This window comes from Asanoa sp. NPDC049573 (assembly GCF_040676615.1).
Lineage (GTDB): Bacteria > Actinomycetota > Actinomycetes > Mycobacteriales > Micromonosporaceae > Asanoa.
On record NZ_JBFAPI010000010.1, the window covers coordinates 35,330 to 56,912 of the forward strand.

A 21,583-nucleotide genomic window follows, 5' to 3' on the forward strand; every position below is an offset into this window, starting at 1 on the left:
GCGACGGATCGACGATATCCGTCGTCCTGCGGGGGAGTCAAGGTATGAGACGTTTCAGTGGATCGCGTACGCTGATCGACCATGGCGGCGAGCATCAAAGAGGTCGCGCAGCGGGCCGGCGTGTCGCTCGGCACGGTGAGCAACGTGCTCAACCGCCCCGACATCGTCTCGCCACAGACCCGCACGCGCGTCCTCGAGGCGATCGAAGAGCTCGGCTTCGTCCGCAACGACTCGGCCCGCCAGCTCCGGGCCGGCCGCAGCCGCACCGTGGCGATCGTCGTGCTTGACGTCTCCAACCCGTTCTTCACCGACGTGGTCCGCGGTGCCGAGGCGGTGGTCGAGGGCGCCGGCGGCATGGTGGTGGTGTGCAACAGCGGCGGGGACTCGGCCCGCGAGCACCGGCACCTCGACGTGCTGGAGGAACAGCGGGTCCAGGGCATCCTGGTCACCCCGGTCAGCGACGGCAAGCAGCCCCGCCTCGACCGGATGGCCAAGCGCGGCATCCCGGTGGTGCTGGTCGACCGCGGCGCGGGCCTGGCCAACCAGTGCTCGGTCGCGGTCGACGACGTGCTCGGCGGCCGGATCGCCGCGCAACATCTGGCCGAGCGGGGCCACAAGCGGATCGCGTTCGTCGGCGGCCCGACGAGCCTGCGCCAGGTCGCCGACCGGCTGGCCGGGGCGCAGGCGGCGCTGTCCGAGCAGGGCCTGGCCGCGCCGCTGGTGGTCGAGACGCCGGTGCTGTCGGTCTCCGCGGGCCGCCAGGCCGCCGACGAGGTCGTCGCGTTGCCGGCGGCGCGCCGACCCACCGCGATCTTCTGCGCCAACGACCTGGTCGCCCTCGGGGTGCTGCAGGCGCTGACGGCGCACGGCCTGCGGGTGCCCGACGACATCGCGCTGGTCGGCTACGACGACATCGAGTTCGCGGCCGGCGCCGCCGTGCCCCTGTCGTCGGTGCGTCAGCCCCGCGAGCAGTTGGGCCGCACCGCCGCACAACTGTTGCTGGAGGAATCCACCGACGGAGAGCACCACGAGCACCGGCACGTGGTCTTCCAGCCGGAACTCGCGGTCCGCGAGTCGAGCGCCAAGAAGCGCCGCGGCACCCGCTAGCGTCGCAGCGTGGCCCGGGCGGCGTCGATCTCGTCGTTGAGCCCTTCGTGGGTCTCGAAGTCGTCGGCGCGCGCGATGTCGACACCGCAGTCCCGCTGCCGGGCCCGGACCAGGTCCTCATGGCGGTACGCGGAGACGTAGACGGGGAAGGCGAACGGGTCGAGGCCGCGCTTGCGGAGTATCTCGACCGGGTCGCCGCCGTCGTAGCCGATATGCAGCCAGTCGTCGTAGGGGGAGCGGTCGAAGACGCCGGCCGCGAAGCCTTTCGTCCACTCGGCGAACAGGGCGGCGAGGCTGGGCGCGGCCCGGAGCGGGTTCCAGTCGTCGGGGTCGATCTGATAGCGCCAGACCTCTCCGGCCCGCTCGCCGGCCAGCACGACGGTGAACACGAGGTGGTCGATGAAGAACACCGGCACCTGGTGTCGCCAGGGGAACGGCGTCGCGACCGCGAACGACAGGAAGCTGAGCAGCTCGTCACCGTCGGTCCACGGCAGCATGTGCGCGCCGCAGGGCAACACCCGGTCATAGAGCCACGGCTGGGTGGTGAGCCAGAGGGGTTGCTCCGCGAAGCGGTCGACATCGAACACCCGGCACAACGCCTCGACCGGCAGCCGCCCACCCGGGGCGTCGCCGTCGGTCGTCGGGAGACCCGCGGCCGTCCGCGCCGCCCGATAGCCTTCGACCGCCGCCCGCAGCGCACCCATGTCGTCAAGCACCAGAGATCCTCACTGTTGTCGCGCTAGTCGCGGCGGGCCGAACCGCGCCTGCGGGCCAGATAGAGCGCCGTTTCGACGCACAGGTCGACCCGGTCGCCGAGCGAGTCCTCGACGTCGCGGAACAGCCGCGCGTGCGCGTCGCGGTCGAGCAGCAGGTAGTCGGAGCGCGTGGCCAGCAGCGCGACGTAGTCGGCGGCCGACATCGGGCGGTTCCACCGGTAGAGCCGCTCCGCGAGATCACCGAACTCGGCATGCGCGCCCAACTCGGTGCCCGGCCACGACGTGCGCAGCTCGGCTTCGTCGCTGGGCGTGAAGTTGGGCACGATGTGCGGCGCGTGCCGCCGGTGCGCGGCGAGGACGACCGCCGTCACGTCCGGGTCCGCGGGTCGGTCCATGTTCCAGAACAGGGCGAGCGCCCCGCCCGGCGCCAGCGCGTTCGCGGCCCGTTCCCACCGCCCGGCCGGATCGGTCCAGTGCCAGGCCTGCGCGCTGTAGAGCAGGCCGTATCGCCGGGTCGGCCGGTATTCCTCCAGCGAGGAGGTCACCACCGCCACATCAGGCACCCGGCGGGTCAGCACCGCGGCCATCTTTTCGTCGGGCTCGACCGCGGTGATGGCGACGCCTCGTTGCGCGAACGCCACGGTCGCCTTGCCGGTGCCGGCACCGATCTCGATGGCCGGCGCATCGCCGAGCCGGGCATAGTCGAGCACGTCGTCGACCAGCGCGGGCGGATACCCCGGTCGGATCCGGTCGTACTCGTCGGCCACGTCACCGAAAACCCTGGCACCTGGCTCGTGCACCGTCATGCTCGACACCCTAACCGCGGCCGATGCGGTCGATTCCGGTCAGGTCGGCCGACAGCGACCAGAGGCGCGCGGCGTCGCTGCCGTCCGACGGGTTGCCCGCGGTGGGCCGACAGTCCACACAGTACGCACCGCCGTGCCCGTCGAGATCGGCCGAGGTCGCGGCCCAGACCGCGGTCGCGGCGCCCTGCTCCGCCGTCCGGAACAGGCCCGGAACGGACACACCGGCCGCGTCGATCCAGCCGGCCGCGACCATCTCCTCGACGGTGAGATGGCGCTGCAAGGGCGTCCGGATCCAACCCGGATTCACCGAGTACGCGCGTACGCCGTGCGCCCGGCCGAGCACGTCGAGATGCCGGGCGAACAGGATGTTGGCCAGCTTGGACTGGGCGTACGCGGCCCACTTGTCGTAGCCCTTCGTGAAGTGCACGTCGGCCCAGCGGATGCTCCAGTCCGGGTTGCGGCCCGACGCGACCGCGACCACCCGCGCCGTGCCGGCGGCGGTGAGGGCGGGCCAGAGCAGGTTGGTCAGCGCGTAGTGGCCGAGGTGGTTGACCGCGAACTGGGCCTCCCAGCCCGGCCCCACGAGGGTGTACGGGCAGGCCATGATCCCGGCGTTGGCGATCAGGATGTCGAGGGAAGGGTGGCGGAACCGCTCGGCGAAGGCCCGGATCGAGTCGAGGTCGCCCAGGTCCATCTCGTCGACCTCGGCCCGGGCGATCCCGGCGAGGGCCGAGCGCGCCGCGTCGGGCCGCCGGGCGGGCACGACGACCCTGGCACCGGCGTCGCTGAGCGCGCGGGTCGTCGCGAGACCGACGCCCGAATAGCCGCCGGTGACGACGGCGGTCCGGCCCGCGAGGTCGATGCCCGCGAGCACGTCCGCGGCGGTGCTGAGCATGGTGTGCGTCATGTCGACGCAGGCTAGGACCTATACCGGGATATAGGTCAACGCACTAGGGTCGAAGCCGTGCCGGACAACGGGTTGCGGATCGGCGAGGTCGCGCGGCGCACGGGGTTGAGCGTGCAGACGCTGCGCCTCTACGAGCGCGAGGGGCTGTTGGCCGGAGAGGTGCACCGCGACCGTGCGGGCCGCCGCATCTACACCGACTGGGACGTCGAGTGGCTGACCAACTGCGTCAAGTTCCGGGCTTCCGGAATGCCGCTGGCCACCATCGCCCGGTTGGCCCACCTCGTCCGGGCCGGCACCGGCAACGAGGCCGAGCGCCTCGCCCTGCTCCGCGAACACCAGCGGCGGATCGCCGCGCAGATCGCCCAACTGAACGACAGCCTCGACCTGGTCGACGCCAAGGTGGCCACCTACGAGCGGCACCTGGCCGCGGGAGCCGCGGGCGACCCGTGGCAACAGCTACGCGTAGAGCGCTGACACCCACAGGTGGGTCAGGGTGTCGACCAGCACCTTCCGGTCGTCGAACGGCGGCACCCCGCACGCGGCCAGGTAGTAGAGCCGCTCGCCCGTCCAGGTCAGCGTCGCGGCGAGCGCCGGCACGTCGACACCGTCGAGTCGGGCCGCGACGGCCGGGTCGGCCTGCTGGTCGGCGCAGATCCGGGCGATCGTGGCGTCGGTGAACGTCGCCATCTGGCCCAGCCACAGTTCGCGTAGCTGCGGGTCGGACGCCCAACTCTCCACGATCGCGCGCAGCACGCCCGCGTTTTCCAGCCATAGCCCGGCTCCGGCGTCGATCCCCGCTCGGAGGGTCTCGCGCGGGTCGGCCGTCGCTCGCACCCACGGCTCCGCGGCTTCGTGGCCGGCGCCGACCGCGCGCCGCACCAACTCGGCCAGCACCGCCTGTTTGCCCGCGAAATAGAAGTAGAAGCTCGCCCGGGACACCCCGGCGGCACTGATGATCTCGGCCACGCTGAGCCCGTCGAAGGTGCGCTCGCGGAGCAGTTCGTGTAGCGCGTCGAGGATGCGTTCCCGCAGGCCAGTGCCGTCGGGCTGGGGTAGGTCGCGGCGGGCCGGCACGGCGCCGAGCATATCAGATAAGGCGTCTAGACGACATGACCAGACAGGCTGTATGGTCGAGACATGACACAGATCGCCGTCCACCTCGTGGTGGACGATCCCGACACGGCCGCGACCTGGTATGCCGAGGTGCTGGGCGCCGAGGAGACCGGCCGCGTGCCCCTGCCCGACGGCCGACCGCTCACGGTCGAGTTGCGCATCGGCGACACCGTGCTGGCCGTCGCCGGCCAGTGGCCCGACCGCGGGCTGCGCACGCCAGCCGCGCTGGGCGGCACCCCGGCGGCGTTCCACCTGCCGGTGCCCGACGTCGACACCGCCTACGCGCGGGCTCTGGAAGCAGGGGCGACCGCGTTCGAGGCGCCGCACGACGCCTTCTGGGGCGACCGCACCGCCCAGTTCCTCGACCCGTCCGGGCACCGCTGGGCGATCGACCGCCACCTGCGTGACGTGCCGGCCGACGAGGTGGCCGAGCACGTGGCGGCGATGTTCGCATGAGATACACGACCTTCGGCCGGACCGGCCTGCGGGTTTCCGAACTGGTGCTCGGCGCGATGACGTTCGGCGAGCAGGGCGGCGTGGGCGCGCCGATCGAAGAGTGCCGGCGCATCCTCGACGAATACGCCGAGGCCGGCGGAAACGTCGTCGACACCGCCATCAACTATCGCGGTGGCGCCAGTGAGGAGATCCTGGGCACGCTGCTCGCGGGGCGGCGCGACCGGTTCGTGGTGGGCACGAAATACACGGTGAGTCGTGACCAGGCCGACCCCAACGGCGGCGGCAACCACCGCAAGAATCTCCGCCTGTCACTGGAGACCAGCCTGCGCCGCCTGCGGACCGACCACGTCGACATCTACTGGGTGCACATCTGGGATCGGCACACCCCCGTCGAGGAGACCATGCGGGCGCTCGACGACGCGGTGACCGCGGGCAAGGTCCTCTACGTCGGTGTGTCAGACACGCCGGCCTGGGTGGTCTCCCGGGCCAACACGCTGGCCGAGTGGCGCGGCTGGGCGCCGTTCGCGGGCCTCCAGGTGCCCTACAGCCTGGTCAACCGCGACGCCGAGCGGGAGTTGCTGCCGATGGCCGAGGCGCACGGCATGACCGTGACCGCCTGGAGCCCGCTCGGCGGCGGTGTGCTGTCCGGCAAGTATTCCGCCGGCCCGCCTGCCGCGGCCGCTCGACTGCGCCACGACACGATCAGCGGTCGTGACCTCGCCGTCGCCGCTGTTGTCGGTGAGGTCGCCGCCGAGCTCGGCGTCACGCCGGCCCAGGTGGCCCTGGCCTGGACCCGCCGGCGCGCGGGGGTGTTGCCGATCGTCGGCGCCCGCACCGCCGACCAGGTGCGCGACAACCTGGGCTGCCTCGCGGTCACCTTGCCGCCGGACATGGTGGAGCGCGTGGAGAAGGCGACCGAGTTCAGTCTCGGCTTCCCGGCCGAGTTCATCGCGCAGACCAGCCCCTGGGTCCTCGGCGCCGCCGCGCTCAGCCCTTGATCGCTCCCGACGTCAAGCCGGCGACGATGCGGCGGTTGAAGAACAGGAACATGACCAACGGGGGGATCGTGATCAGCAGGATGTTCATGAAGAGCAGGTTGTATTGCGACGTGAACTGGCTCGAGAAGTTGTAGAGGGTCAGTTGCACGGTGGCGTTCTGGTCGCCGGGCAGGAAGTAGAGCGGGTTGACGAAGTCGTTGAAGACCGTGACCGACTGCACGACTATCACCGTGATCGCGACCGACCGCAGCAGCGGGAAGATGACCCGGAAGAACAGCCGCAACGGTGAGGCTCCGTCGATGATGGCCGCCTCGTCGAGCTCGCGGGGGATCGTCGCGATGAAGGCGCGGAACAGCAGGATCGCGAACGAGATGCCGAATGCCACCTCGACCAGGATCAGCCCTGGCATCGTGCGGAACAGGCCGAGCTTCTCCAGCACCCAGATGGTCGGCACCACCGCGGGCGGGATGATCAGGCCGGACAGCACCAGGAAGTTGACCAGGACGTTCCACCTGCTCTTGCGGCGTTGCAGCACGTAGGCGACCATCGCGGCCAGCACGACCATGATGGCCACGCTGGCCACGGTCAGGATCGTGCTGTTGATGAACGCGATGATGAGCATGTAGTCGCGGGCCTTCACCACGTCGACGAAGTTCTGCACGATCTGGAAGTTGTCGGGCCAGGAGAAGTCGAGCAGCGACGCCTGCTGCCGATCCTTGACCGCCGTCAGCACGATGAACGCGAACGGGATGACGAAGACCACGATGGACAGCAGGATCGCCACTGCGCTGAGCCAGTAGTTGCGCCTGGGGCGCCGGCGGGCCACGACCGGGACAGCGCTCACAGCTCGACCTCCTTGCGGGACAGGAACCAGTAGAGCGGCAGGATGATCGCCGTCACGACGACGAACAGGATGACGTTGCCGGCGGTGGAGAGTCCGTAGAAGCCGGCCTGGTACTGCTTGTAGATCACCGACGCGATCACGTCGGAGGTGAAGCCCGGGCCGCCCCGGGTCATCGCCCAGATCAGGTCGAACGATCGGAGCCCGCCGATCAGCGACAGGATGACCACCGTGACGGTGGCCGGCCGGGCCAGCGGCAGCACGATCTTGAAGAAGCTGGCCGTGTCGCTGGCGCCGTCGACCTTGGCCGCCTCGAAATACTCCTGCGGTATCGAGACGATGCCGGCGATGAAGATGAGCGTGGCCAGCCCGACGCCCTTCCAGACGTCGACCAGCGCCACCGAGAGCAGGGCGAAGTCGGGGTCGGTGAGCCAGCCCGGTCCCTGGATCCCGATCATGCCGAGCGACTCGTTGATCAGACCTTTCTCCGGGTTCATCAAGACGGTGAAGGTCAGGCCGACGCCGATCGTGCTGACCAGCACGGGGAAGAAGACCACCGAGCGCAGGTAGCCGCGGCCGACGATCTGCGAGGTGAGCAGCACGGCGAGCAGCAGGCCGAGCACCACCTTGAGACCGGAGGTGACCACCGCGTAGACCAGGGTGTGTGTCAGGCCGGAGACCAACGCCGGCTCGCGGAAGAAGTTGACGAAGTTGTCGAACCCGATGAAGTGCGAGTCGAAGATGGTCCAGCGGGTCAGGCTGAAATAGAACGACGCGAAGGTCGGGACGAGGAAGAGCACGCCGTAGATCAGCGCGGCGGGCAGGTAGAACCAGGAGGGGTACGGGCTCTTCTTGCGCCGGCGCCAGTCCGGTGCGGCCGAGCCGGTCCCTTCTCCGTGGTGCGCGCGTGGAGCGTGGATCGTCGTCGTCATCCCACGGCCTCTCGTCGCGGACGCCGCGCGGCCTGCGGGAGACCGCGCGGCATCACTGGGTTTACCAGCCCGGCAGGCCGAGTTGCTGTGCCTGCTTCTCGACGTCACGGTCGTAGAGCGCGGCACCGTCGGGCGCCTTGCGGATGCCGGAACCGACCTCCACGCAGATCTGTTCGAGGGACGGGCCCTTCACCGGCGACAGGAACTCGAGCGCCAGGCTGGAGCCGCCCGGCTTGTCGATGTAGGGCTGCATGTCCTTGATCGACTGTGGCACGTCGGCCGGGAGCGTACAACCCTTGACCGCGAACGGGCCGGTCGGCGGCGAGGCCTTGGCCTGCGAGGTGCAGCCGTCGGGGCTCGCGATGAAGGCCAGCAGCTTCTTGGCCGCGTCGAGCTTGGCGCCGGTGGTCGAGGTCGGGATGTAGGCGCCGCCCGGTGTCCAGACGGTCAGGCCGTTGGTCGCGGCGTCGTCGCCGGGCAGCGCGAACAGGCCGACGTCGTTGACCTTGTCAGGGTTGTTGATGGCGATGTTGGCGACCGCGGCGGTCAGCATCGGGTAGTGGGCGCCCTCGCCGAGGGCGATCATCCGCTGGCCGTCTTCGTATTTGGCCGACGCGAAGTCCTTGTTGAGATAGCCGGCGTCGTGCACCTCCTGCAGGTGCTTGAATCCTTCCAGCGCGGCGGGGGAGGTGGCGTACTTGACCTGGTTCTTGGTGTATTTGTCGGCGAAGCCGGGGTCGGCGGCCGAGACGTTGTGGAAGTCGCCGAGCACGAACAACTGCGAGGTCCAGGTCTCCTGGTAGGTCTGGATGACCGGCGCGACCTTGCCGTCAGCCTTGACCTTGGCGTTGTTGGCCATGAACTCGGCCCACGTCTTCGGGATCTGCAGGCCCAGCCGCTCGTAGACCTTGCGGTTGTAGAGCACCGCGCCGCCCATGAAGGTGCCGAACGGCGCGCCGTAGAGCTTGCCGCCGCTGGACACCGTGGTCTTGAAGTTGTCGTCGAGTTGGCCCGCGTAGGGCTGGTCGTCGAGCGCGACCAGGTTCGTCTCGGGCTTGAGGGCCTGGAAGAGCGAACCGGAGTTGTAGAAGAAGACGTCACTCATGTCGCCGGTGGACAGTCGGGTCTTGACGATGTTGTCACCCTCGGTGCCCTGCGGCCGGGTCTCCACCTTGACGGTGATGTCCGGGTTCTTCGCGCCGAAGTCCTTGACGACCTGCTCGGCCGTCTTCACGGTGGCTTCGGCGTTGTCGACCAGGAGCGAGATGGCGGTCTTCCCACCTTCCTCGCTGGAGCCGAGGCTCCCGGCGCTGCACGCGGTGAGCGCGACGGCGCTCAACACGGCGGCCGCGAACGCACCCAGGCGCCGCGGCGGGACGTCGAACATGGCCGTACCTCCAAAGGATTATGAATCGTTTCAGTTAAAGTAACCAGACCTTAACGGGACCATCCACCGCGGTCAACCCCTGCGTGATCAGGGCCTACGCAAACAGCGCGTCGATCCGCGCGCGGAACGCGGCGGCCTGCGGCGCGAGCCCGGCCGGTGCCAGCGCCTCGGCGAGTTCGCTGGCCGGCGCGTCCAGATAGTGCAGCGCCCGGCCGGCGGCGTAGGTGTCGTCGCCGGTCACACCGAGTTCGGCCGCCACCGCGAGCACCGCCGCCCACGTCGCCGGGTGGTCGAGCACGTCACGCACCGTCGGATCCGCCGGAAGTTCCCGATCGCGGGGGTACGGGTCGGCGCAGGCGAACTCGTGGCTTCCGTGTCCAACCTGGACCGGCGCGCTGCCGTCCGGAAGGTGCACGGTCGCCGTCGCGCCCACCGGCACCCGGACCGACAGCGTGAACCGTCCGTCCTGGCGGGCCCAGGCCACCGCGGCCTCGCCATAGGGAGTGAGGTGCCGCGCGTAGGCGGAGGTGAGCACCGGCCCGGGCAACGGATGCACGGTCAGCGAGCGGAAGCCCGGCGCGGCCGGCGCGAGACCGGCAACCCGGCGGTGCAACCAGTCGGCGACGGCGCCGAGCGCGTAGTGGTTGAACGAGGTCATCTCGCCCGGGTTGATCCGCCCGTCCGGCAGCATGCTGTCCCAGCGTTCCCAGACCGTCGTCGCGCCCATCGTCACCGCGTAGAGCCAGGACGGCACGCCCTCCTGCAACAGCAGGCGGTAGGCGACGTCGACCTCGCCGACCGAGGTCAGCGCGTCGGCGATCAGCGGGGTGCCGACGAAGCCGGTGCTGATCCGGAAGCCGGAGGTGCGCACCAGGTCGGCGAGGCGGCGACCGGCACCGGCCCGCTCCGGCTCGCCGGGCAGCAGCGCCCACTCCAGCGCCAGCGCGTAAACGGTCTGCGCGTCGCTGATCACCCGGCCCCCACCGGTGACGTACTCGCGGGCGAACGCCTCCCGGGTCCGCGTGGCCAGGTCGGCGTAGTGCCGGGCGACGTCGTGCTCGCCGAGCACCGCGGCGGCGTTGGCGACCAACTCGGCCGAGTGGGCCAGATGCGCGGTCGCGATGACGTCGGGGTCGGCCTTCGCTGCGGCCGGCTCCTCGGGCGGCGCGCTCGGGTCGAGCCAGTCCCCGAACTGGAACCCGCCGGTCCACAGGCAGTCCTTGCCGGCCAGCCCGGCGATCCGGTCGACCCAGGCCCGCATGCTCGGCAGTTGCGCCCGCAGCACGCCCGCGTCGCCGGTGCGCTGGTAGAGCACCCAGGGCACGACGGTCGCGGCGTCACCCCAGGCGGCCGCCGCCGGCCGCACGGTGTGCAGCACGTCGGGGATCACGAACGGCACCGAGCCGTCGTCGTACTGCTCGGCGGCCAGGTCGGCGAGCCAGTTCGTCAGGAAGCCGGCGGCGTCGAAGAGGAACGTGGCGGTGGGCGCGAAGACCTGGATGTCGCCGGTCCAGCCGAGCCGCTCGTCGCGCTGCGGACAGTCGGTCGGCACCTCCAGGAAGTTGCCCCGGGCGCTCCACACCACGTTGTCGTGGAAGCGGTTGAGCAGCGGATGCGATGACTCGAACCAACCGGTGCGGCGCAGGTCGGTGCCGAGCACGACGGCCTCGACGTCCGCGGGGTCCAGGTTCTCGACGCCGCTGACCTCGGCGTAGCGGAAGCCGTGGAAGGTGAAGACGGGCTCCAGGGTGACCTCGTCGGGCCCGGCGACCACGTACTCGTCGGTGGCCTTCGCGGTCTTGAGCGGGCGCACGCCCAACTCGCCGTCTTCGAGCACCTCGGCGTGCCGGACGGTGACCTCCGCGCCTTCCTCGAGGCCGCGGACCGTCAACCGGACCCAGCCGACCAGGTTCTGCCCGAAGTCCACCAGCGTGCGGCCCGAAGGCGAGGTGCTGACCGTGACCGCCGGCAGCACCTCGGTGACCCGCACCGGCGGGCCCTCCGGCGCGACCAGCCGGCCGAGGTCCTCGTCGAGCACGTCGACCGGGTCGGTGGTCCGGTCGGGTCGGGCCGGGCGGCGCAGGTCGGTGCGCTGGCCGTCGTAGTTGTCGCTGGCCAGGATGTCGGTCTCGCCGGCCGTCCAGGAGCCGTCGGTGGCCAGCGTGTGTGTCCTGCCGTCGGCGGTGGTCACCTCGAGCTGGGCGAGCAGGGCCAGCCGGTCGCCGTAGAGCGCGCGCCCGTCGCGGAAGCCGAGCCGGCCGCGGAACCAGCCGTTGCCCAGGGCGACGTCGAGCACGTTGGCGCCGCTTCGGACCAGATCGGTGACGTCGTACGCGCGGTAGCGCAGCCGGTTGGCATAGCTGGTCCAGCCGGGGGCCAACTCGTCGTCGCCGACCCGCCGGCCGTTGAGCTCGGCCCGGTGCAGGCCGTGGCTGGTGATGAAGAGCCGGGCCCGGGTGACCTCGCCGGGGACGTCGAGCCGGCCGCGCAGCAGCGGCGATGGCGCGTCGGGCCCGCCGAGAGTGCGCGGGCTGACGAACCGCGCGGTCCAGTCGGCGGTCTCGAACAGCCCGCCCTCGGCCAGCGCGGCCGGGCTCCAGTCGGTCCATCCGCCGCCGGTGTCGCGGACCCGGACCCGCACGGCGACCTCCTGCCGGGAGGCGATCGGCGCGGCCGGCCACGGCACCAGGACCTGCTCGGCCGACTCGACCACGAAGCTGGCCGGCGGTCCGCCGTCGACGGTGACCTCCAGCTCGTAGGCGGCGGCCGCGAACTCCGGCGGCGCGTCGGGAATCTGCCAGGAGAGGCGGGGAGTGCTGGTCGGCACGGCGAGCACGCGGCCGGCGTCGGTGCGGTGGGCGAATTTGACGGGTGTGGGGGCGGCGGGGCGGGCCATCGGTGCTCCCAGGGTTGGTGTCATGAATCGATTCAAGGCACCCATCTTCCGCGCGGTCCGTCGGGGCAGTCAAGCCTTTCCTCGCGGGGGTTGACCCGTCGACCGCCGTCCTTCTAGTCTGGCCGGGCGGGCCTTTGAATCCTTTCAAGACGGTCCGCGGCGGAGGCGACGACCTGATGGACTACCGGAAGCTCGCGGAATCGCTCGACCTGCCCGGCAAGGTGCGGCTGCTGACCGGTGCCAGCGTCTTCACGCTCGTGCCGGCACCGCAGATCGGCCTCGGCGAGGTGCGCCTCTCCGACGGGCCGACCGGGGTACGCGGGCTGACCTTCACCGGCGGCCCGGTGGTCGCCCTGCTGCCCAACGCCACCCTGCCCGCCGCCGCCTGGAGTGCGGACACCGCCTACGAGGCGGGCCGGCTGCTCGCCGAGGAGGCGATGGCGCAGGGCATCCACGTCGTGCTCGGCCCGACGATCAACCTGCACCGGTCGCCGCTGGGCGGGCGGCTCTTCGAGGCGTACTCGGAAGACCCGTTGTTGACCGGCAAACTGGCCGCGGCGTATGTGCGCGGCCTGCAGGACTGCGGCGTCGGCGCGTGCCTCAAGCACCTGGTCGCCAACGAGTCGGAGACCGACCGCACCACCGTCGACAGCGTGGTCGACGAGGCGACGCTGCGCGAGCTCTACCTGCTGCCGTTCGAGATCGCCGTGGCGGAAGCGGACGCCTGGTCGGTGATGGCCGCCTACAACGACGTCAACGGCGTGCCCGCGACCGAGCAGGACCACGTCGTCAACGGCATCCTCAAGGGGGAGTGGGGCTATCCGGGCCTGGTGGTGTCGGACTGGTTCGCCACCAAGAGCGCGGCGCCGGCCGCCAACGGCGGCCTCGACCTGGTGATGCCCGGGCCGGTCGGGCCGTGGGGTGACGCCCTGGTCGCCGCCGTCGAGGCCGGCGAGGTCGCCGAGGCCGTCGTCGACGACCACCTGGCCCGGCTGCTCCGCCTGGCCGACCGGGTCGGCGCGCTGGGCGAGCCGCGCACCTGGCCAGCCGCGTTGCCGGCGCCGGACAGCCCGCGACGGCGGGCGCAGTTGACCCGGCTGGCGGCGGCTGGGATGACGGTGCTGACCAACCCCGCCGGGTTGCTGCCGCTGGCCGGCGACGCGCGCGTGGCACTGATCGGCCGGCACGCGGTCGAGACCGTCTGCATGGGCGGCGGCTCGGCCCAGGTCAACCCACCACACCAGGTCAGCATCGCGGAGGCGCTGCCCGGCGCGTCGGTCACCGACGGCGTCGAGGTGCGGACGCGGCCGGTGCCGGCGCGACCGGGTGTGTGGTCCGATGTGGATGGTGTCCGGTTCGTCCTGCGGGACGCCGGCGGCGCCGTGCTCGACGAACGGTTCGCCCGCGACTCCTCGATCGTGGCGGGCTTCGACGACGGGCTGGCCGGCCGGATCGCCACGATCGCTGTGCGGGCCCGGTTCGCCACGGGCGGCGAGATCGAGGTCGGCGCTATCGGGGCCGGCGCATGGCGGTTGCGGGTGGGTGCGCACGACCTGGCCTATGACCTGGCGGTGCCGGCCGGCGGCTTCGGCGCCGAGATCCTGGCGCCACCGGCGCAAACCAGCGTGCTGCGGGTCGAGGCCGGCGACCTGCTGGAGGGCATGGTCACGCTCGACCCGTCCGGCCGCATGGGCGCCGTCGGCCGGTTCGGCATCGTGGCCCGCCCGGCGCCCCGCGACCCCGACGAGGTGATCGCGGCCGCGGTGGCCGCGGCGAGCGCCGCCGACGTGGCCGTGGTCGTGGTCGGCCTCACCGAGGAACAGGAGACGGAGGCGGTCGACAAGCACACCCTGCGCCTGCCCGGCCGCCAGGACGACCTGGTGTCCGCGGTGGCCGCCGCGGCCGGGCGGACGGTGGTCGTGGTGAACGCCGCGACCCCCGTGCTGATGCCGTGGCGCGACGAGGTCGACGCGATCCTCTGGGCCGGCCTGCCCGGCCAGGAAGGCGGGCACGCGGTGGTGGCGGCCCTGACCGGCGAGATCGAGCCGGCGGGCCGTCTGGTCACCAGCTTCCCGGCCGCCGATGGGCAGAGCCCGGCGTGGTCGGTCAGCCCGGTCGACGGCAAGTTGCCCTACACCGAGGGCACCTTCATCGGCTATCGCGGCCACCACGCCGGCCGCGCCCCGGAGCCGGCGTTCTGGTTCGGGCATGGCCTCGGCTACACGACCTGGTCCTACAGCGACGTCCGCTGGTCCGGCGGGGCGGTCTCGGTCACGGTGACCAACACGGGAGAGCGCCCGAGCCGCGAGGTGGTGCAGGTCTACTTCGCACCGGCCGCACCGGAGCAACCCGTCCGCCTGGTCGGCTGGGCCGCGGCGGAGGCGGCACCGGGGCAGGCCGTGCCGGTCACCGTCCACTGCGACGCCCGCCTGTGGCGCCGCTGGGACGGCACCGGCTGGACCACCCTGACCGGCGGCAACCTCCTGGTCGCCCGCGGCCTGGGCGATGTCCGTGCCGCCCTGGCCCTGGCGCCATGACGACGTAGGCCGTGTCCTGACCGGTTAGTCGGGCACGTCGAGGGCCAGGCCGAGCCAGCGGGCCAGGTCGCGGATCTCGGCGTCGACGGCCCGGGTCATCGCCGTCGTGAACGGCACGTCGCGGTGGATCGCGTCGACGCGCAGCACGTGATTCTTCCTGTCGGCGGTGGCGTCGAGCTTGCCGACCAGGCGGTCGCCGTAAAGGATCGGGAGCGCGAAATAGCCCCAGCGGCGGTTGGCCGCCGGCTTGTACATCTCCAGCGTGTAGCCGAACGCGAACAGCTCCACCATCCGCTTGCGGTCGAAGACCAACCGGTCCAACGGCGACAGCAGCGCGGCCCGGCCGGCGAACGGCTGGCCGAGTTGGGCCGGGTCCACCCGCCAGCCGCCGCGGACACCGTCGACGACCGCGGGCTCGCCGGCCTCGCCGACGTCGTTGGGTTCGTTGGGCGTCACGGCGGCCCGGGCCCGGGCGATGCCCAGCGCGCGCAGCCGCCGTTCGTTCCGGATCCGCCGGGCGTCCTCGGCGGGCGTGACGTCGTCGGGGTAGATCCGCGTCGCCAGATCCCAGAGTTGCTCGCGGCCGTCGCGGCCCGCCGCGGCGATCTCGCCGCGCAGCGCCATCGACAGCAGCATCATCGCCCGGTTGCGGTCGTTGTTCCAACCCGACGAGCCCCACGGCACCGCGCACGTGTCGGGCAGCGCCGACTGCGGCAGCGGCCCGTCGACGTCTAGCCGGGCGAGGATCTCGCGCCGGCACGCCTCGTTGGCCCGCACCCACTCCTTGCGCCGCTGGCGCCAGTCGGCGGGGTCGTCGGGCCCGGCCCACTCGGCCATCTCCGCGCGGTAGAGGGCGATGTCTTCGCGGGGCCGGATCATCCCGAGCAGCTCGACGAGCCGGTGATGGTCGAGGGCATCGACCAGCTCGCCCGGGTCGTAGGCGGAACCGAGCCGACTCCACAGCACCAGGTCGGCGTTGGGCGCCACCGCCGAGGTCAGGTCGGCCTGCAGCAGGGTCAGGTGCCGCACGACGTCGTGCATCGACTCGGGACGGGCGCGGTCCAGCAGCTGTGCCCGCACGGCGATCCGCCGCGCGTCGCGCGCGGAGAGCCGGTGCACCGTCACCGCACGAACCTACCGCCGGGAGATGTGGGCCCGCGGACCCGCCGCAGGCCCACATCCCGGTCGCGTTTCTTGTCGAGCTTGCGGATCACGATGGCCCCCATTGCGTCACCCCCTCTCCACTGATGGCGGACGCAGCAGAGCGCGCAGCCGGCCCCCGTGCCGGCGGTGCCAGACCACGCACCACATGGCCCAGTAGGAGGCGGTCACCGCGAGCGCCGCCGCCGCGTCGGCTCGCGCCAGCCAGCCCGCGGCCCGGGTGAGCAGCGTCCAGCCGAAGGCAGCGTCACCGTCACGGTGACGGCGAGGCTCAAGGCGGTGCCGATCACGAGCAGCATGGCGTACGCGCGGACCGCGCGCCGTTCGTTGCCCGGCAGGGCGGCGCTGGGGTCGGCCGCTCGCGGCCGGGAGCCCACCACCGCACGTAGGCGCCGCCGTCGCCGTAAAGGTTGCGGCTGCCGGTCAGGTCCTGCAGCACGAAGTAGAGGTCGGTGCGCATGAACAGCAGGAACTGCGGCACACACCGAGCCCGGCGGCCGCCGGCCAGCGCGTCAGCCAGCGCACGTGCGCCGGCCGGAGCCAGGGTAGCGAGGAGCGCATCGGCGGCGGGCCGGCGAGCACCTCGTCGTCAACCGAAGACACGAAGCCGAGGTCGATCAGCGCTTCGACGAAGCCGGCCACGTCGATGTCGCGGTCGTGCCGGTCGCGGAGTGACGCCCTGCAGCCGCGCCGGGGTGACCGACGGCACGCCGGTCAGCAGCGCGGTGGCCAGGTGTGCGGCCAGGTGCCCGGAGATGCCGGCCGCGGGTGCGATCACCGCGTTGCTGCTGCCGCGGGCGACCGCGTACTCGAAGGTCGGATCCGTGGCCCGGCGCCGGTCGACTCGGTGCGCCACATGCACTCGTAGCAGGCGCCGTCGCCGGGCCGGTAGGCGGACGCGGTCGCGACCGGCCCGTGATAGCCCGCGTCGACCCATGGCACGCCGGCGTCGAGGCAGGCGCGGTTGGCCCAGGACCGGATCTCGCCCGGCCGGTCGGCACACAGCACCAGCAGTCGCAGCCCTTGGCCAGGCCGGCGAGGTCGTCGACACCGGTGATGGCCAGCCGTTCGCCGGTCACGACGATGTCGGGGTTGAGCGCCCGCAGTCGTTCGACGGCCGCGTCCACCTTGGACCGGCCCAGGTCGGCCTCGGTGTAGAGGAGGTGCCGATTGAGGTTCGACACCTCCACCGTGTCACTGTCGACGCAGTGCAGCCGGCCGACGCCGCTCGCGGCCAGCGCGCTGGCGGCCGCACCACCGGTGCCGCCGAGGCCGGCGACCACCATCCGCGCGGCGCGCAGCAGCAGTTGCGGCTCCCACCCGGTCGCGCCCGGCCGCAGGTCGATCCAGCGGTAGAAGAGCCTTCCGCGGGAGTAGCGCTCGCGTTCGCGGTTGCTCAGGACGGCCGAGTCCGGTGCGGCGTCGAGAGCACCGTCGAATGTCACCATTCGGCCATATCGACGGGTCTTGACGAGCGATCAAAGCCCGGCCTACATTGCTGCCTAAATTTAGATCCAAACAAAGGGGTCGAGGGCATGTCGCGGAGCGGGCCGGTCTCACCACGCGGCGATCTCGTGCGCGCCGCGGTGCTCGGTCTGCTCGGCACCCGCGGTGCGTCCTCCCGAGCCGACATCGCGCGGGCTCTCGGGGTCAGCCCGGCCACCGTCACCCAGACCACCAAGGAACTGCTGCAACGCGAACTGATCACCGAGTTGCGGTCGGTGCCCAGCAACGGTGGCCGGCCCGCGACGCTGCTCGGCCTGGTCCGGGCGGCCGGTGGCGCGATCGGCGCCAAGGTCACCGCCGACCACGTCGCCGTCGTGTCCGTCGACCTCGACGGCACCGTCCGGGCCGCCCGGTCCGTGCCGTTCGACCCGTTGCGACCGGCCGCGTTGGAAGCGCTCAGCGGCATCCTCAAGGAGGTCGTCGCCGGCCACGAGGGGCACCTGCTCGGCGTCGGGGTCGGGCTGCCCGGCGCGGTCGACGCCCAAGCGTCTGGGATGGTCGACGCGCCGACCCTTGGCTGGTCACGGGTGCCGGTCGGTCGGCGGCTGCGTGACGCGCTCGGCGTGCCCGTGCTGGTCGACAACGACGTCAACACCCTGGCCGCGGCCCAGATCGTGCACGGCAACGGGCGCGAGCACCGCTCGTTCATGGTGGTCACCATCGGGCTCGGCATCGGTTGCGGCATGGTCAACCAGGGTTCGGTCAGCCGCGGCGCCCATGGCGGCGCCGGCGAGATCGGGCACATCCCGGTGTCCGCCGACGGGCCGCTCTGCGGTTGCGGCAACACCGGCTGCCTGGAGGCCTACATCGGCGAGGCCGGGCTGGTCGCCGCCGCTGCCGAGGCGGGCGCCATCGGGTCGGGCGGCACCATCGCCGACCTGGCCCGGGAAGCCCGCGCCGGAAACCCCGAAGCACGAGCCGTCTACGCGGACGCGGGCCGCCTCCTCGGCCGCACCCTCGCCGGCGTCGTGCACACGGTCGACCCCGAGATGGTGGTGCTGATGGGCGAGGGCGTCCGGGACTGGCAGTTCTGGGAAGCCGGCTTCGAAGAGTCGTTCCGGCGGCGCCTGATGCCGGCCCGGCGCAACATCCGCTACCTGGTCGAGTCGTGGACCGAAGACCAGTGGGCGGTCGGCGCCGCCTGCCTCGTGCTGGCCTCGCCGTTCGACGCCGAAGCCACCGGCGCCCAGGGCGAACTCGTCCGCGCCCGCCTGCAGACCGGCCCGGCGGCCGCCCGATGAAACACAACGGCCCGAAGAAGCTCGGCTGGGTGCTGTTCTTCCTCGCACCCAGCGCGATCCCGTTGCTGCTGTTCACGGTCGTGCCGATGGTCTCCTCGGCCTGGGTCAGCCTGCACAGCTGGAACCTCATCTCGCCGATGAGGTGGGTCGGTCTCGACAACTACACCGACCTGCTGAGCGACCCGACGACCCGCGAAGTCTTCCTGCACACGGTGATCTACTGCGCCGGCTATCTCCCGCTGGTGTTCGCCGGCGGCCTCGGCCTGGCCCTGTTGCTCAACCAGCGGCTGCCCGGCCGGGCGTTCTTTCGCGCCGCCTACTTCCTGCCGGTGGTGACCAGTTGGGTGGTCGTCGCGCTGGTCTGGAAGTGGCTGCTCAACCCGACCAGCGGGCTGGTCAACTCGCTGCTCGGCGCGTTCGGCGCACCCCAGCCGGGCTGGTGGACCGACCCGGCCTGGGCGCTGCCCGCGGTCATCCTCGCCTCGGCCTGGAAGGACCTCGGCTTCGTCATGGTGATCATGTTGGCCGGGCTACAGGCGATACCGCAGGACATCCTGGAGGCCGCGCGCACCGACGGCGCCGGCGCCTGGCAGCGGTTCTGGCGGGTCACCCTGCCGCTGCTGTCACCGTCGACGTTCTTCGTCGTCGTGATCTCGCTGATCAACGGCTTCCAGGTCTTCGACCAGGTGTACGTGATGACCGGCGGCGGCCCGTCCGGGTCGAGCCAGGTGGTCGTCGGCCAGATCTACGACCTCACCTTCCGCTACGGCCGGGCCGGCGAAGCGAGCGCGCTGTCCTGGATCCTGTTCGCCGTCATCCTCGTCATCACCGCGCTCCAGGTGCGCGGCCAACGCCGGTGGGTGCACTATGCGTAGCCGTACCGTGCTGCGTCTGCTGCTCGTGGCTGTGGGCGCGTTCCTCATGCTCGTGCCGTTCCTGTGGACGGTGATCACCTCGATCACGCCGAACGGCAGCCTCGCCGGCGGGCCGACGCTGTTCGTGGAGAACCCGACGCTGGCCGCCTACCGCCAACTGCTCGACGCGTTGCCGATGTGGCGCATCGCGGTCAACTCGCTGTGGATCGCCGCCGCGTCGACGGTGTTCCAACTGGTCACCGGGTCGATGGCGGCCTACGGCTTCGCCCGGCTGGCGTTCCGCGGCAAGGGCATCGTGTTCTCGCTCTACCTCGCCACCCTCATGGTGCCGATGCAGGTCCTGGTCGTGCCGCTGTTCATCGAGATGAAGACGCTCAATCTGCAGGACACCTACATGTCGCTGCTCGCACCGTCGATCGCGTCCGCGTTCGGCGTCTTCCTGCTCCGCCAGGCCGTCGAGTCGGTGCCCCGCGACCTCGACGAGGCCGCCACCATCGACGGCGCCGGCCACCTGCGCATCTTCACCACCATTGTGCTGCCGCTGATCCGGCCCGCGCTGGCCACCGTCGCCGTCTTCGCCTTCATGGGCAGCTGGAACTCGTTCCTCTGGCCACTCGTGGTGATCCGGTCGCCGGAGTTCATGACGCTGCCGCTGGGCCTGGCCACCCTCCAGGGCCAGTTCACCACCGACTGGGACGTGGTGATGGCCGGGTCGGTCTTCTCCGTCGTCCCGATCGCCATCGTCTACCTGCTCGCACAGCGCCACATCATCGCCGGGATCGCACACACCGGCATCAAGTAGTCATCCCCCTCTCCCCGAAACCTCCCGAAAGGAACGTCATGAGGAGCTTCGTCAGACGCGGCGCCGCGCCCCTGATCGCCGGGCTGGTGCTAGCGCTCGCCGCCTGTTCGCAAGGGTCGGCCACCAAGTCGGAGGAGCCGGCCGCCGGCAAGACAACCGTCCGCTACATGAACTTCTCCGCCAACGGCGGGCATGAGAAGGACCTGGCGGCGATCAAGGCCGCCTTCGAGGCGGCCAACCCCGACATCACCGTGCAGATCGAGACCATCCCCTACGACGACTACTTCACCAAACTGCAAACCGCGGTCGCCGGGGGTACGGCGGGGGACGCGTTCGAACTCAACTACGAGAACTTCGTCACCTACACCGCGAACGGCTCGCTGGCCGAGCTGAAGAACGTCGACCCCGCACCGTACAAGGAGTCGCTGCTCGACGCGTTCCGGGCCGACGGCAAGCAGTACGGCCTGCCCGCGTCGTTCTCCAACGTCGTCCTCTACTACAACAAGGACCTGTTCAAGGCCGCCGGCGTCGCACCGCCGACCGCCGACTGGACCTGGGCCGACGAGCAGGCCGCCGCACAGAAGCTGACCAACAAGGGCAAGGGCGTCTGGGGCGACTACCAGCCGATCTCCTTCTTCGAGTTCTACAAGACGCTGGCCCAGGCCGGAGGCGAGTTCCTCGCGCCGGACAAGAAGTCGTCGACCTTCAACTCCGACGCGGGCCGCAAGGCCGCCCAGTTCCTCGTCGGCAAGGCCGGCAAGACGATGCCGACCGAGGCGCAGGGCGCCGGCACCCCGGACTTCGACTCGAAGCTCTTCAAGGACGGCAAGCTGGCGATGTGGCACACCGGCATCTGGTTGTTCAGCGCCAACGCCGACGCGAAGTTCGACTGGGACATCGTGGTCGAGCCCGGTGACGCGAAGAAGGCGTCGGCGATGTTCGCCAACGGCGCCGTCGTCTCCGCCGCCAGCAAGAACCAGGAGGCGGCCCAGAAGTGGGTCACCTTCCTGACCTCCTCCGACGACATGGTCAAGGCCCGGCTCGACTCGAGCTGGGAACTGCCGCCGGTGGCCGACAACAGCAAGGTCACGCCCTACCTGAGCGCGGGCAAGCCGGCCAACCGGCAGGCCGTGTTCGACTCGCTCAACGCCACCGTGCTACCGCCGGTCGTCGAGCGCCAGCAGGAGATGCAGGACGCCGTCACCAAGGAACTGACCGCGGCGGCCGCCGGCCGCAAAGACGTCGCCACCGCCCTCGCCGACGCCCAGAAGGCCGTCGACGCGATCTTGTCCTGAGGAAATG

General features: G+C 71.2%; 20 protein-coding genes. 9 read left to right on the top strand and 11 right to left on the bottom strand.

Features of this window, described 5'->3' with window-relative positions; genetic code table 11:
- Positions 1 to 81: 81 nt before the first annotated feature.
- On the top strand, positions 82 to 1,107 hold the full coding sequence (locus tag AB0J74_RS22175) for a LacI family DNA-binding transcriptional regulator (RefSeq protein WP_363450777.1): 1,026 nt from the start codon (positions 82 to 84) through the stop codon (positions 1,105 to 1,107).
- Here the strand turns inward: AB0J74_RS22175 and AB0J74_RS22180 are convergent.
- From AB0J74_RS22180 to AB0J74_RS22190, 3 genes are read right to left on the bottom strand one after another with little or no spacing between them, the layout of a single operon-like run.
- Positions 1,104 to 1,823, bottom strand: a complete 720-nt coding sequence (locus AB0J74_RS22180) for a hypothetical protein (protein WP_363450779.1) — start codon at positions 1,821 to 1,823, stop codon at positions 1,104 to 1,106. The two genes, AB0J74_RS22175 and AB0J74_RS22180, sit on opposite strands and share 4 nt — an antisense overlap.
- A gap of 23 nt (positions 1,824 to 1,846) precedes the next feature.
- Entirely contained in the window at positions 1,847 to 2,629 is a 783-nt protein-coding gene (locus AB0J74_RS22185) for a class I SAM-dependent methyltransferase (protein ID WP_363450781.1), read from the bottom strand.
- Positions 2,630 to 2,639: 10 nt separating this feature from the next.
- Entirely contained in the window at positions 2,640 to 3,536 is an 897-nt protein-coding gene (locus AB0J74_RS22190; protein ID WP_363450783.1) for an SDR family NAD(P)-dependent oxidoreductase, read from the bottom strand.
- 57 nt (positions 3,537 to 3,593) lie between these two features.
- Between AB0J74_RS22190 and AB0J74_RS22195 the strand changes: the two genes are divergently transcribed.
- Positions 3,594 to 4,010, top strand: coding sequence for a MerR family transcriptional regulator (locus AB0J74_RS22195; RefSeq protein WP_363450785.1), 417 nt, complete (start codon positions 3,594 to 3,596; stop codon positions 4,008 to 4,010).
- Here AB0J74_RS22195 and AB0J74_RS22200 read toward each other — a convergent pair.
- The gene (locus AB0J74_RS22200; protein ID WP_363450787.1) at positions 3,993 to 4,610 is read right to left on the bottom strand and encodes a TetR/AcrR family transcriptional regulator; all 618 of its coding nucleotides are present in this window, start codon (positions 4,608 to 4,610) and stop codon (positions 3,993 to 3,995) included. The genes AB0J74_RS22195 and AB0J74_RS22200 overlap by 18 nt on opposite strands.
- A 63-nt stretch (positions 4,611 to 4,673) precedes the next feature.
- Between AB0J74_RS22200 and AB0J74_RS22205 the strand changes: the two genes are divergently transcribed.
- Positions 4,674 to 5,105, top strand: a complete 432-nt coding sequence (locus AB0J74_RS22205; RefSeq protein ID WP_363450789.1) for a VOC family protein — start codon at positions 4,674 to 4,676, stop codon at positions 5,103 to 5,105.
- On the top strand, positions 5,102 to 6,103 hold the full coding sequence (locus AB0J74_RS22210; protein ID WP_363450791.1) for an aldo/keto reductase: 1,002 nt from the start codon (positions 5,102 to 5,104) through the stop codon (positions 6,101 to 6,103). The genes AB0J74_RS22205 and AB0J74_RS22210 overlap by 4 nt, the downstream gene beginning before the upstream one ends.
- On the opposite strand, the gene AB0J74_RS22215 is transcribed toward AB0J74_RS22210, so the two are convergent.
- The 4 genes from AB0J74_RS22215 to AB0J74_RS22230 form a co-directional block, all read right to left on the bottom strand.
- Positions 6,093 to 6,947 (bottom strand): carbohydrate ABC transporter permease, encoded by an 855-nt coding sequence (locus AB0J74_RS22215; RefSeq protein WP_363450793.1) that lies wholly within the window; start codon positions 6,945 to 6,947, stop codon positions 6,093 to 6,095. The genes AB0J74_RS22210 and AB0J74_RS22215 overlap by 11 nt on opposite strands.
- Positions 6,944 to 7,876 carry a sugar ABC transporter permease gene (locus AB0J74_RS22220; protein ID WP_363450795.1) on the bottom strand — a complete coding sequence of 311 codons (933 nt, stop codon included), beginning with the start codon at positions 7,874 to 7,876 and terminating at the stop codon, positions 6,944 to 6,946. Before AB0J74_RS22220 ends, AB0J74_RS22215 begins: the two co-directional genes overlap by 4 nt.
- Before the next feature lie 61 nt (positions 7,877 to 7,937).
- The gene (locus AB0J74_RS22225) at positions 7,938 to 9,263 is read right to left on the bottom strand and encodes an extracellular solute-binding protein (RefSeq protein ID WP_363450797.1); all 1,326 of its coding nucleotides are present in this window, start codon (positions 9,261 to 9,263) and stop codon (positions 7,938 to 7,940) included.
- Between the two features lie 94 nt (positions 9,264 to 9,357).
- The gene (locus tag AB0J74_RS22230; RefSeq protein ID WP_363450799.1) at positions 9,358 to 12,183 is read right to left on the bottom strand and encodes a glycoside hydrolase family 78 protein; all 2,826 of its coding nucleotides are present in this window, start codon (positions 12,181 to 12,183) and stop codon (positions 9,358 to 9,360) included.
- Positions 12,184 to 12,335: 152 nt separating this feature from the next.
- Here AB0J74_RS22230 and AB0J74_RS22235 point away from each other — a divergent pair, with 152 nt between their 5' ends.
- The gene (locus AB0J74_RS22235) at positions 12,336 to 14,696 is read left to right on the top strand and encodes a glycoside hydrolase family 3 C-terminal domain-containing protein (protein ID WP_363450801.1); all 2,361 of its coding nucleotides are present in this window, start codon (positions 12,336 to 12,338) and stop codon (positions 14,694 to 14,696) included.
- A 24-nt stretch (positions 14,697 to 14,720) separates the two neighbouring features.
- Here the strand turns inward: AB0J74_RS22235 and AB0J74_RS22240 are convergent, their stop codons facing one another.
- The 3 genes from AB0J74_RS22240 to AB0J74_RS22250 form a co-directional block, all read right to left on the bottom strand.
- Positions 14,721 to 15,821: a crosslink repair DNA glycosylase YcaQ family protein gene (locus tag AB0J74_RS22240; RefSeq protein WP_363450803.1), complete on the bottom strand. Its 1,101-nt coding sequence runs from the start codon at positions 15,819 to 15,821 to the stop codon at positions 14,721 to 14,723.
- 322 nt (positions 15,822 to 16,143) lie between these two features.
- Complete coding sequence (locus AB0J74_RS22245) at positions 16,144 to 16,338, bottom strand: hypothetical protein (protein WP_363450805.1); 195 nt, start codon at positions 16,336 to 16,338, stop codon at positions 16,144 to 16,146.
- A 136-nt stretch (positions 16,339 to 16,474) separates the two neighbouring features.
- Positions 16,475 to 17,305: a ThiF family adenylyltransferase gene (locus AB0J74_RS22250; RefSeq protein ID WP_363450807.1), complete on the bottom strand. Its 831-nt coding sequence runs from the start codon at positions 17,303 to 17,305 to the stop codon at positions 16,475 to 16,477.
- 87 nt (positions 17,306 to 17,392) lie between these two features.
- Here AB0J74_RS22250 and AB0J74_RS22255 point away from each other — a divergent pair, with 87 nt between their 5' ends.
- Genes AB0J74_RS22255 through AB0J74_RS22270 form a run of 4 tightly spaced genes read left to right on the top strand, consistent with a single transcriptional unit; the run spans position 17,393 to position 21,576 of the window.
- Positions 17,393 to 18,604, top strand: a complete 1,212-nt coding sequence (locus AB0J74_RS22255) for an ROK family transcriptional regulator (protein WP_363450809.1) — start codon at positions 17,393 to 17,395, stop codon at positions 18,602 to 18,604.
- Positions 18,601 to 19,479: a sugar ABC transporter permease gene (locus AB0J74_RS22260; RefSeq protein ID WP_363450811.1), complete on the top strand. Its 879-nt coding sequence runs from the start codon at positions 18,601 to 18,603 to the stop codon at positions 19,477 to 19,479. Before AB0J74_RS22255 ends, AB0J74_RS22260 begins: the two co-directional genes overlap by 4 nt.
- On the top strand, positions 19,472 to 20,281 hold the full coding sequence (locus tag AB0J74_RS22265) for a carbohydrate ABC transporter permease (protein ID WP_363450814.1): 810 nt from the start codon (positions 19,472 to 19,474) through the stop codon (positions 20,279 to 20,281). The genes AB0J74_RS22260 and AB0J74_RS22265 overlap by 8 nt, the downstream gene beginning before the upstream one ends.
- A gap of 38 nt (positions 20,282 to 20,319) precedes the next feature.
- Positions 20,320 to 21,576 carry a sugar ABC transporter substrate-binding protein gene (locus tag AB0J74_RS22270; protein ID WP_363450816.1) on the top strand — a complete coding sequence of 419 codons (1,257 nt, stop codon included), beginning with the start codon at positions 20,320 to 20,322 and terminating at the stop codon, positions 21,574 to 21,576.
- Positions 21,577 to 21,583: the final 7 nt, after the last annotated feature.

Coding starts and splice junctions, on each gene's coding strand:
- AB0J74_RS22175 (WP_363450777.1), top strand. CDS start 82: ATGGCGGCGAGCATCAAAGAGGTCGCGCAGCGGGCCGGCGTGTCGCTC.
- AB0J74_RS22185 (WP_363450781.1), bottom strand. CDS start 2,629: ATGACGGTGCACGAGCCAGGTGCCAGGGTTTTCGGTGACGTGGCCGAC.
- AB0J74_RS22190 (WP_363450783.1), bottom strand. CDS start 3,536: ATGACGCACACCATGCTCAGCACCGCCGCGGACGTGCTCGCGGGCATC.
- AB0J74_RS22205 (WP_363450789.1), top strand. CDS start 4,674: ATGACACAGATCGCCGTCCACCTCGTGGTGGACGATCCCGACACGGCC.
- AB0J74_RS22210 (WP_363450791.1), top strand. CDS start 5,102: ATGAGATACACGACCTTCGGCCGGACCGGCCTGCGGGTTTCCGAACTG.
- AB0J74_RS22220 (WP_363450795.1), bottom strand. CDS start 7,876: ATGACGACGACGATCCACGCTCCACGCGCGCACCACGGAGAAGGGACC.
- AB0J74_RS22225 (WP_363450797.1), bottom strand. CDS start 9,263: ATGTTCGACGTCCCGCCGCGGCGCCTGGGTGCGTTCGCGGCCGCCGTG.
- AB0J74_RS22230 (WP_363450799.1), bottom strand. CDS start 12,183: ATGACACCAACCCTGGGAGCACCGATGGCCCGCCCCGCCGCCCCCACA.
- AB0J74_RS22235 (WP_363450801.1), top strand. CDS start 12,336: ATGGACTACCGGAAGCTCGCGGAATCGCTCGACCTGCCCGGCAAGGTG.
- AB0J74_RS22250 (WP_363450807.1), bottom strand. CDS start 17,305: ATGGTGACATTCGACGGTGCTCTCGACGCCGCACCGGACTCGGCCGTC.
- AB0J74_RS22255 (WP_363450809.1), top strand. CDS start 17,393: ATGTCGCGGAGCGGGCCGGTCTCACCACGCGGCGATCTCGTGCGCGCC.
- AB0J74_RS22260 (WP_363450811.1), top strand. CDS start 18,601: ATGAAACACAACGGCCCGAAGAAGCTCGGCTGGGTGCTGTTCTTCCTC.
- AB0J74_RS22265 (WP_363450814.1), top strand. CDS start 19,472: ATGCGTAGCCGTACCGTGCTGCGTCTGCTGCTCGTGGCTGTGGGCGCG.
- AB0J74_RS22270 (WP_363450816.1), top strand. CDS start 20,320: ATGAGGAGCTTCGTCAGACGCGGCGCCGCGCCCCTGATCGCCGGGCTG.